The sequence below is a fragment of the Brevundimonas sp. genome, from assembly GCF_044239655.1.
GTDB lineage: Bacteria > Pseudomonadota > Alphaproteobacteria > Caulobacterales > Caulobacteraceae > Brevundimonas.
Genome location: NZ_JBIIAY010000125.1, coordinates 1 through 8,927 on the forward strand (window position 1 = coordinate 1; position 8,927 = coordinate 8,927).

The 8,927-nt window shown below is 70.6% G+C and carries 8 protein-coding genes; 4 read left to right on the top strand and 4 right to left on the bottom strand.

Annotated features, from left to right (window positions below):
• Positions 1 to 7 precede the first annotated feature (7 nt).
• A complete protein-coding gene (gene aat, locus ACILQR_RS13930; protein ID WP_395652002.1) occupies positions 8 to 682 on the top strand; it encodes a leucyl/phenylalanyl-tRNA--protein transferase in 675 nt (224 codons plus the stop codon).
• On the opposite strand, the gene ACILQR_RS13935 is transcribed toward aat, so the two are convergent.
• Positions 649 to 1,311 (bottom strand): DUF2155 domain-containing protein, encoded by a 663-nt coding sequence (locus tag ACILQR_RS13935; RefSeq protein WP_395651996.1) that lies wholly within the window; start codon positions 1,309 to 1,311, stop codon positions 649 to 651. The two genes, aat and ACILQR_RS13935, sit on opposite strands and share 34 nt — an antisense overlap.
• Positions 1,308 to 1,700 carry an NADH:ubiquinone oxidoreductase subunit NDUFA12 gene (locus tag ACILQR_RS13940; protein ID WP_271147030.1) on the bottom strand — a complete coding sequence of 131 codons (393 nt, stop codon included), beginning with the start codon at positions 1,698 to 1,700 and terminating at the stop codon, positions 1,308 to 1,310. The genes ACILQR_RS13935 and ACILQR_RS13940 overlap by 4 nt, the downstream gene beginning before the upstream one ends.
• Positions 1,701 to 1,905: 205 nt before the next feature.
• On the opposite strand from ACILQR_RS13940, the gene ACILQR_RS13945 reads away from it, so the two are divergent.
• Positions 1,906 to 4,653, top strand: coding sequence for a TSCPD domain-containing protein (locus ACILQR_RS13945; RefSeq protein ID WP_395651997.1), 2,748 nt, complete (start codon positions 1,906 to 1,908; stop codon positions 4,651 to 4,653).
• A gap of 3 nt (positions 4,654 to 4,656) precedes the next feature.
• On the opposite strand, the gene ACILQR_RS13950 is transcribed toward ACILQR_RS13945, so the two are convergent.
• Complete coding sequence (locus ACILQR_RS13950; RefSeq protein WP_395651998.1) at positions 4,657 to 6,084, bottom strand: tetratricopeptide repeat protein; 1,428 nt, start codon at positions 6,082 to 6,084, stop codon at positions 4,657 to 4,659.
• Between the two features lie 116 nt (positions 6,085 to 6,200).
• On the opposite strand from ACILQR_RS13950, the gene ACILQR_RS13955 reads away from it, so the two are divergent.
• Both ACILQR_RS13955 and ACILQR_RS13960 read left to right on the top strand, forming a co-directional pair.
• Positions 6,201 to 6,707, top strand: a complete 507-nt coding sequence (locus tag ACILQR_RS13955) for a hypothetical protein (RefSeq protein WP_395651999.1) — start codon at positions 6,201 to 6,203, stop codon at positions 6,705 to 6,707.
• 289 nt (positions 6,708 to 6,996) lie between these two features.
• On the top strand, positions 6,997 to 8,217 hold the full coding sequence (locus ACILQR_RS13960; RefSeq protein WP_395652000.1) for an RtcB family protein: 1,221 nt from the start codon (positions 6,997 to 6,999) through the stop codon (positions 8,215 to 8,217).
• A gap of 40 nt (positions 8,218 to 8,257) precedes the next feature.
• Here the strand turns inward: ACILQR_RS13960 and ACILQR_RS13965 are convergent, their stop codons facing one another.
• Positions 8,258 to 8,758 (bottom strand): winged helix-turn-helix transcriptional regulator, encoded by a 501-nt coding sequence (locus ACILQR_RS13965; RefSeq protein WP_395652001.1) that lies wholly within the window; start codon positions 8,756 to 8,758, stop codon positions 8,258 to 8,260.
• Positions 8,759 to 8,927 lie beyond the last annotated feature (169 nt).

Consider the following 8,927-nt stretch of genomic DNA (forward strand, 5'->3'; position numbering starts at 1 on the left):
CCACGCCTTGACTGACCCCTTCGGCGGCTTCGGCCCCGACGCGCTGCTGAACTGCTACGCCACCGGCGTCTTCCCGATGGGTGAGGCGCGGGACGATCCGCGCATCTTCCTGGTCGAGCCGGAACAACGGGGCGTTATCCCGTTGAATTCATTTCACATTCCATCCAGACTGCGCCGCACGGTCCGCTCCGAGCCCTTCGTCGTTCGGACCGATACCGCTTTCGCCTCCGTCCTCGACGCCTGCGCCCAACCCGCCCCGGGGCGGGAGGACACCTGGATCAACGGCCCGATCCGCCGGCTCTATCTGGAACTCCACGCCCGGGGCCGGGCCCACAGCGTCGAGTGCTGGCGGGACGAGCGGCTGGTCGGGGGCCTGTACGGCGTCACCCTGGGCGGCGCCTTCTTCGGGGAGAGCATGTTCAGCCGCGAGCGGGATGCGTCCAAGGTCGCCCTTGTCCATCTGGTGGCACGGCTGAGGCGCGGCGGCTGGACCCTGCTGGACGCCCAGTTCCTGACCGACCATCTCAGCCAGTTCGGCGCGGTCGAGACACCGCAGGCCGCCTATCTGGAACGCCTCGCCGTCGCCCTGCAGGTCACCCCGGACAAGGGCTCGCTCTGCCGGCCGCTGTCAGGCGCGGACGCCGTGACCTATGCCTTGCAGCCAACGACCCAGGCGTCATAGACCGGGTGCTGAAGCCCGCTGACGGCCGGTGTCGAGGCGAACATCCAGCCCCGGAAGATCTGGCGCGGTGCCGCCTGGACAGCCGTGCCCTTGGGCTGGAGGGTGATGTCCATATAGGCCACGGCGTCGTTGACCGACTCGTTCGGGGCCGTGACCTCGCAGGCCCGGGCCGAGAAGATCAGGCTGCCGTTGAAGCGCACGGGCCGACCGCCGACCACCACCTCGAACCGCATCCTCTCGGCGGTGACCTTGTCGATGGCCTCGACGATGGCGACCCGGCGGCGCTGCCGCGGCAGGGGAACCTCGGGCTCCTCGACCTTCTCGGCGGGCTTGATCTCGGCGTCGGCCTCGACCGCGTCCTCTTCCGCCAGGGCGGCCGTCTCGTCCAGTTCGCCGGGCGTCACCATGGGCGCAGGCGGTACGATGGCGATCGGTGATGCGGGCGCGGGCGTACCCGCAGGCGCGGCCTCGACCGGCGGGGCGTTCCTCAGGATGTCGCCGATCGGATCGGCCGGACGCGCGTCCTGGGGCGGGCTGTCCTGCAAGCCACCCGCGACCACGCCCCCGACCCCCAGCCCACACAGGGCCAGGACCGCAGCGCCGACGAGGACCCCCTTGCGCGACATCATTCGGGCTTCCACGCCTCATAGTCGCCGGTCGCGGCCGGGCGCACGCCCTCGGCGGCCAGCGAGCCGGGCGGACGCCAGGCCAGGGGGGTGCCGGTCATGTTGGGCCGGTAATCCAGCTCGAACTTGCGCCGCACCAGCGGCTGCTCGGTCGGCGGCGCCTCATAGGTGTAGTGCAGCCAGCCGTACCAGTCGGGGGCCACCTTGGACGCCTCGGCATAGCCGTCATAGACGACCCAGCGGCGCTTGCGCCCGTCATAGCTGGTGTGGTCCCGGCTCTCGTAATAGCGGTTGCCGAACTCGTCGGAGCCCACCAACACACCGCGCTTGGCGATGGTGAACAGGGTCCCGACCGTGGCGCCGTTCCACCAGGTGAAAATCGTCTTGAGCAACTGAGGCGATCCCGAATCCAGGCCGCCGGGGAGGCCGACGACGCATCCGCAATCATAGAAACCGGGAGGCCCCACGTCCAGCGCGCGCACACGCCCATCGCGATCAACATCTTGGGGGTAAGCCCGCCCCGACCCGCAACATCTATTGAAGCCCGCCCGTCGCCGCCCTAGTCTGGCGCAGGATTTCCGGCACAGACGGTCCCGAATGCGCTTCACACCCCGTTTCGCCCCGCTCACGGCCGACCTGTCGATCGGCCTGCGCACAGTCGAGCGCGCGGCAGCCGTCGTCGAGACCCTGGCCCCCGACGGCTGGACCGACGCCCGGGTCGAGGCCTGGCTCGACTGGGCCGGCACCCTGCCCACCGACCGCCCCGCCCTGGCCTGCGACATCCGCCCGACGGTGGCTCCGACGGTGCTGGACGGTGCCCTCTGCGACTGGGCTGCCCGCCTGACCGCCTGGGGCCGCGCGGTCGGGGTGTTCGAGGGCACCGCCGAGGCCCAGGTCTTCGCCGACGAACTGGTGGCCTCGGTCCTGCTGGGTCTCGCCGCCCCCGCCGCCACGCGCACGGACGGTGCCCGCGTCCATCCCGTCGCCGGGGATCCAACCGGGCCGACCCCGGACCCGGCCGTTCTAAGCCTGTCGGACCCCGCCGACCGCGCCGCCCTGACCCGGGCTGTCGAGGCCCGCCGCATCGCCGACCTGGCCCAGGCCTCGGCAGAAACGGCCGCCCGCGCCCTGATCGCCGTCGCCGACGCCGTGGACCGCTGCGAAGGGCCTGCCGCCGACTGCGCCGACCCCACGCGCAACCCCGCCCTGGCCCGCGCCATGGCCGCCGCCCGCCGCGCCGGAGCCCCCGACGCCGACATCCTGCGTGCCCTCGGCGGTGACCGTCTGGCCCTCCCGGAACCGCAGGCCCGCCCCGCCGTCCGCTGGACCGCCTACGCCGAGCCGTCGGCCATGACCGGACAGGCCGCCGATGTCGCCGCCTCCGCCGCTGCGACCGGCCATCTGACCCTCACGTTCGACGCCGGGGACGCCGCCGCCGTCACCGACCAGTCCCTGGCCGCCGCCTGCGCCCTGAACCTGCCCGCCATCGACGCCCTCCCCGGTGACCGCAGCACCAACATCGAGACCCTGACCCACCTGTGGACCACGGCGCTGGAGATCGAGACCGCCTGCGGCTTCTCAGTCGACGGCCCGGCCGCCCGCCGTCGCCACGCCGTCCGCCCCATCGTGATCGGCCTGAGCGGCAGCGTCGATGCCGCCGTCACATCCGGCGACCACGGGTTCCAGAGCCTCGCCGCCACGGCCGGTCTCGTCGCCGCCACCTCCGCCCTCGCCTCAAGCGAGATCGCGGCCCGGCTCGACCCCTGCACCGCCTGGGACGCGTCGGCCTCCGCAGCGATCGACACCCTGGGCCGTCGTCAGGACCAGCTCGCCCGCCTTGCCGACCCCCTCGCTGCCAGTGCCGCCGACCGCTGCGCAGAGGCCCGGACGGCGATGCAGAAGTCCGGCCGTCACCACGCGACGATCGGCCTCCTGCTGGACGACCCCGAACTGGACCTGCGCCTCGGCGCGTCGGCCTTCTCCCATGTCGAGGCCTTCCAGACTTCAGACGGCCAGATCGGTCGCCGCCTGAACGCCTCCCTGGCCCAGGGCCTCGACGTCGAAACCCGGGTCGAGGCCGAACGCTGGCTGCTCGGCCGCCGCACCCTCGAAGGTGCCCCCGGCCTAAACCCCGACCGGCTGCGCAGCCTCGGCTTCACCGATGCCGAACTGGAGGCGGTCGAGATCGCCCTGGCCCAGGTGGATCGCCTCGACGACGCCTTCGGCCCCCACGTCCTCGACCCCGGCTTCGTCCGCGACGTCCTGGGCATCGAGAGCGACGGCGGACTGCTCGCCCAACTCGGCCTGTCGCCGGCCGAGATCGCCGAGGCCACGGCCGACATCCTGGGCCACGCCGACCTGTCCGACTGGTCGGGCGCTCCCACCGTCCTCGCCGCCCTCCTGGCCGAGCCGCCGGCCGCTCTGGCCCGTCGCGCTCGCGCCGCCGTCGAGCCCTTCAGCGACGTCCCCGACACCGCCCCGGAGGTCCAGCCCTGGACCCTGACGTCCTGCGAGGCCGCCACCCTCCTGACCCGGGCCGCCGCCGAGGGCCGCCGCGCCATCCGCCTCCTGCCCGCCCCGGCCCCTTCAGGTCCCCTGTTCACCCTGCCCGAGGTCGAGCCGGCACCGCGCCGCGCGAGCCTCGACAGCCCGGAGCCTGAGGCTCGCGCGGTGGAGAAGATCGTCGAACGGATCGTCGAACGCGACCGCTCCCGCCGCAAACTGCCCGACCGCCGCAAGGGCTATATCCAGAAGGCCGCCGTCGGGGGCCACAAGGTCTATATCCACACCGGCGAGTACGACGACGGCGAGCTGGGCGAGATCTTCATCGACATGCACAAGGAAGGCGCCGCCTTCCGGTCGCTGATGAACAATTTCGCCATCGCCGTGTCCCTGGGCCTGCAACACGGGGTGCCGCTGGACGAGTTCGTGGACGCCTTCGTCTTCACCCGGTTCGAGCCGGCCGGCCGCGTTACCGGGAATGACTCCATCGGCTCGGCGACCTCGATCCTGGACTATATCTTCCGCGAGCTGGGGGTGTCGTATCTGGGTCGTCAGGAACTGGCCAACGCCGACGCCGAGCCGCTGGATGCCGACGGCCTAGGCTCGGGCAAGGCCGACGAACTGGTGCCCGCCGCCAGGTTCATGTCCAAAGGTTTCGCCCGGGGCGCCGCGCCGGACAATCTGGTCGTCCTGCCCTTCGGCCGGGCCAAGGAGCCGGATGCCCGCCCTGCCTCGGCGGCCAATGCCGACGCCTGCCCTGCCTGTGGCGACTTCACCCTGCAACAGCGCGGCGCGGTACGTGTCTGCGACGCCTGCGGGGCGTCGGCCTCGATGCAGGGCTGAGGCTCAGCGCCCGGTCGACCGGTCCCAGGCGGCCGTGACGGTCAGCCGGTAGAGATAGCGATAACCAGCGATATCACGCCGCCCGGCCTCGACGTCCGCCTCGCCCTGACGCGACTTCTCGATCAGGGCCCGTCCCGCCTCCCGCAACACCGGAAGCGCCGCCCCTGACTGGCGACCCGCCGCCAGCGCCGAGCCCAGATTGGCCAGGGCCCCGATCCGCGCCAGGTGATCGCGCGGCAGGCTGGCGTCGGCGATGGCGACCGCCTGTCGAAAGCGCGGCAGGGCCTCGGCCCGGCGGTCCAGCTCACCATAGGTCAGGGCCAGCAGGAACAGGGGCTGCATCAACCCGGGATGGTTCGGCCCCAGACGCGCCGTCGCGCGCTGTATCGCCTCGGCCAGCAGCGGCTCGGCGCCCTCTGGACGTCCTCGCAACAGCATGACGTCAGCGACCGCAACGGTGGCCACCAGGGTCTCCGGATGATCGGGCCCCAGCCGCTCGCTCAGCAGGGCCAGGGCTTCCACGGCCGGAGCCTCGGCCTCGCCGCTGCGGTTCAGGCTCAGCAGGATGTCGGACAGGGCCCCCAGCGCCGCTGCCCGTTCGACCGGATCGGAGCCGGGTCCGAGCGCCAGCAGGGACCGACGCTGCATCGCCTCGGCCGCCTCGAACCGCCCCTGAGCCGCCACCGCCCCGGCCAGCAGGGCCAGGGATTGACCGGTCAGCGGATCAGACGCGCCCAGCGCAGCCTCCCGAAGCGCCACGGCCCGACGCAGCGCGACCTCGGCCTCGGCTGCGCGGTCCAGCATCAGCAGGTTGGCGCCCAGATTGTTCAGCGTCGTGGCGATCTCGGTCGGGTCCGCCCCCGCCGCCTCGCGCGCCGCCAGCACCCGTCGATACTCGCCATCCGCTTCGACAAAACGCCCCAGCCGCTTCAGCACCACCGCATGGTTGCTCAGTGCCACCAGGGTCTGGTCCCCCGCCGGCCCCTCGATGGCCGTGTGGATCGCGATGGCCTGTTCCAGCAGCGGCAGGGCCTCGTCATATCGACCCTGATCCATCAGGGTCAGGGCCAGGTCGTTGTCGATCCGGCCGATGATCGGATGCCCCGGCTCCCCGGTCGCCAGCATCAGCCGCAGGGCCTCGCGATAGATCGTCTCCGCCTCCGCCGACCGACCCTGATCCCGCACCGCCCCGGCCCAGAGCCAGGTCAGGGACCCTGCGTCCGGCGAGGTGTCGCCCCACAGGCGTCGCGCGTCCTGGGCCGCCTGTCGCAACAGGGGTTCGGCCTCGGCCGGACGACCCTGCGCGGCCAGTCTCTGGCCCTCGCGGACCGCGGCCTGAATGGTCTGAGGGTCCTGGGCGCAGACGCTCGCGGGCACCGCCGTCCACAATGCGGCCGCCGCCAGTCCAGCGATGATGACCCCCGTCCTCATGGGCCCAACCTAGCACGGGCGACCACCGGCCGAGGCGCCGGTTCCTGACGATGGCACCCCGCCCCCTTTTCGGCCCCCTGCCGCCCTGTCACGATCCGGCAACTGGAGGGACCATCATGCTCAGGATCATCGCCGCCGCCGCCGTTCTGCTCGCCCCGGGCCTCGCCCTGGCCCAGGAGCCCGTCAACGATGCGGGCGAGGCCGCCGGTCTCGCCGTCCACAACGTCTGCCTGGCCCTGTTCGACGGTCAGCCGTCCGACGCCGCGCGTCTGGGGACCCTGGCCCAGGCACAGAACCTGACCGCATCCGGCACCGGCTGGCGCGTCCCCTCCGGCGGCGGGTCGAGCGTGACCATCGACTGGATGGCCGAGAACAACGTCTGCCAGGTCACGGTGACCGGCCCCGCCGGTTCGGGCCTGGACCTGCTGCCCGCCATGGCCGGCATCGGCTGGACCGCCGTCCAGAGCAACGTCCAGTCCAGCCCCGACATGGCCGTCGACGTCTGGACAGGCCAACCCCAGGGCGTCTCATCGCCCCTCTACGTCGTCGCCAACAAATGGACCTCGAGCGAAGAGCCCGACGGCGGCAAACGCCTCGTCATCGTCGTGGTTCGGGCCGAGTAGGCGGCGGCACACTGGCCAAACGCCGATCATCGGTGTAAGCCGCGCTCTCCGAAGACGAGACCACCATGTTCTGCAAGCCCGCCAGCCCGTACCTGCCCATGAGCTTCGACCGCCAGTCGGTCGAGTGGAATGGCGCGTGCGCGGAGGGTGTCTAGGGAACGAACGGTCGATAGACTTCGGTATTCCAGCAACCCCTCCCGCCGACCGGCCGGAGGGGTTTCTTGTATCCGCAAGTGACGCCTCCGCTGCCGGTCCGAGAGGATCGAACGACAGAAAAGGAGACGTCGCCATGCGCGGCTATGATGTGATCGAAAACCCGGACCATGTGCCCATCAAGGCCTGGACCCGGGGGGTGCCGATCGAGGATGCGGCACTGAAGCAGCTGAAGAACGTGGCCTCGCTGCCGTTCATCCACAAACACGTCGCGGTCATGCCCGACGTGCATTGGGGCATGGGCGCGACCGTGGGGTCCGTGATCCCGACGATCGGGGCCATCATCCCCGCCGCCGTGGGCGTGGACATCGGCTGCGGCATGATGGCGGTGCGGACCTCGATCCGCGCCGAACACCTGCCGGACGACCTGTCGGGCATCCGCTCCGCCATCGAGGTGGCCGTGCCGCATGGTCGGACCGACAACGGCGGGCGCAACGACAAGGGCGCCTGGGCCGGCGAGCCGCCCGCCTCTGCGGTCACCCGCTGGGGCGAGCTGAAGGCCAGCTATGACGCCGTGGTCGAGGCCCATCCCAAGGCGGCGCATCCGCGTGGCTTCGGCCATCTGGGCACGCTGGGCACGGGCAACCACTTTATCGAGCTTTGCCTCGATGAAGCGGGCGACGTGTGGGTGATGCTGCACTCCGGCTCGCGGGGCGTGGGCAACCGGTTCGGGACCTATTTCATCGAACGGGCCAAGCACGAGATGCGCCGGTGGCACATCAACCTGCCGGACCAGGACCTGGCCTATTTCCCGGAAGGGACCGACGGCTTCGTCCATTATGTCCGGGCGGTGTCGTGGGCGCAGAAGTACGCGCGCGCCAACCGCGAGGTGATGATGGACAGCGTCCTGAACGTGCTCCGCGCGTTCTGGCCGGATCTGGAGACGACGCAGGAAGCGGTGAACTGCCACCACAACTACGTCTCGAAGGAGAAGCATTTCGGCAAGGACGTCTACCTGACCCGGAAGGGCGCGGTGTCGGCCAGGCTGGATGAACTGGGCATCATCCCCGGCTCGATGGGGGCGAGATCCTTCATCGTGCGCGGCAAGGGCAATGCGGAAAGCTTCTGCACCTGCTCGCACGGTGCCGGTCGGGCAATGAGCCGGACCGAGGCCAAGCGTCGCTTCACGGTGGAGGACCACGCCCGCGCCACCGAAGGCGTCGAATGCCGCAAGGACGCCGAGGTGATCGACGAAACCCCGATGGCCTACAAGGACATCGACGCGGTCATCGCGGCCCAGGCCGACCTGATCGAGGTCGTCCACACCCTGCGTCAGGTGGTGTGCGTCAAGGGATGACGGGAGCCGGCTTCACGCGAGTGGGGCCGGCTTTCGTCGTTCAGGCGGCTTCGGTGTCGCTCGGCCTCGGCATGACATCTCCGACCGTCGGACAATCGGCGATGCGGCGAGTCTCGATGTCACGGCGATTGACGATCTCTCCGCAGCAGCTGCAGGCCAGACGGGGCGACAGTTCGGCCCCGCAGGTCTTATGGCGGAAGCTGACGCCGGAATCGCACTCGCTGTAGAGGTGTTTCGAGCCCCAGCCGTGCATGGTCAGCAGGACGTCGGACAGGTCCCTGCCCTTGCGGGTCAGGACATATTCATTGCGCGGCGGACGTTCGGAATACAGGCGCGGCTCCAGCACGCCGTGGGCGACCAGGGTCTTCAGTCGCGCGGCCAGGACGTTGCGGGCCACGCCAAGCTGATCCTGCCACTGCTCGAACCGGGTCGTGCCCTGAAAGGCGTCACGGATGACCAGCAGGGTCCAGGGATCGCCGATCACCTCGAGCGTGGCGGCGATGGTGCAGCTTTGTTTGGAATAGTCGGCGGTACGTCCCATGGTCGGAAAGTGACCTCGCGTCAGGCGTTTGGCAAGTGGGTTGCCAAAATGGACGCTCCGCATCAGTATCTTTTAGCAACGGACGTGTGGCGGTCGCCGGGCGTTTCCTGCATTCCTTGACTGACACGGGCGGAAGCGCCGTCTTCCGCCCGTTCCTTTTGGACCCTGA

Bases quoted from the DNA above. Each gene is read 5' to 3' on its own strand.
- ACILQR_RS13935 (WP_395651996.1), bottom strand. From the start codon at position 1,311: ATGATGTCGCGCAAGGGGGTCCTCGTCGGCGCTGCGGTCCTGGCCCTG.
- ACILQR_RS13945 (WP_395651997.1), top strand. From the start codon at position 1,906: ATGCGCTTCACACCCCGTTTCGCCCCGCTCACGGCCGACCTGTCGATC.
- ACILQR_RS13950 (WP_395651998.1), bottom strand. From the start codon at position 6,084: ATGAGGACGGGGGTCATCATCGCTGGACTGGCGGCGGCCGCATTGTGG.
- ACILQR_RS13955 (WP_395651999.1), top strand. From the start codon at position 6,201: ATGCTCAGGATCATCGCCGCCGCCGCCGTTCTGCTCGCCCCGGGCCTC.
- ACILQR_RS13960 (WP_395652000.1), top strand. From the start codon at position 6,997: ATGCGCGGCTATGATGTGATCGAAAACCCGGACCATGTGCCCATCAAG.
- ACILQR_RS13965 (WP_395652001.1), bottom strand. From the start codon at position 8,758: ATGGGACGTACCGCCGACTATTCCAAACAAAGCTGCACCATCGCCGCC.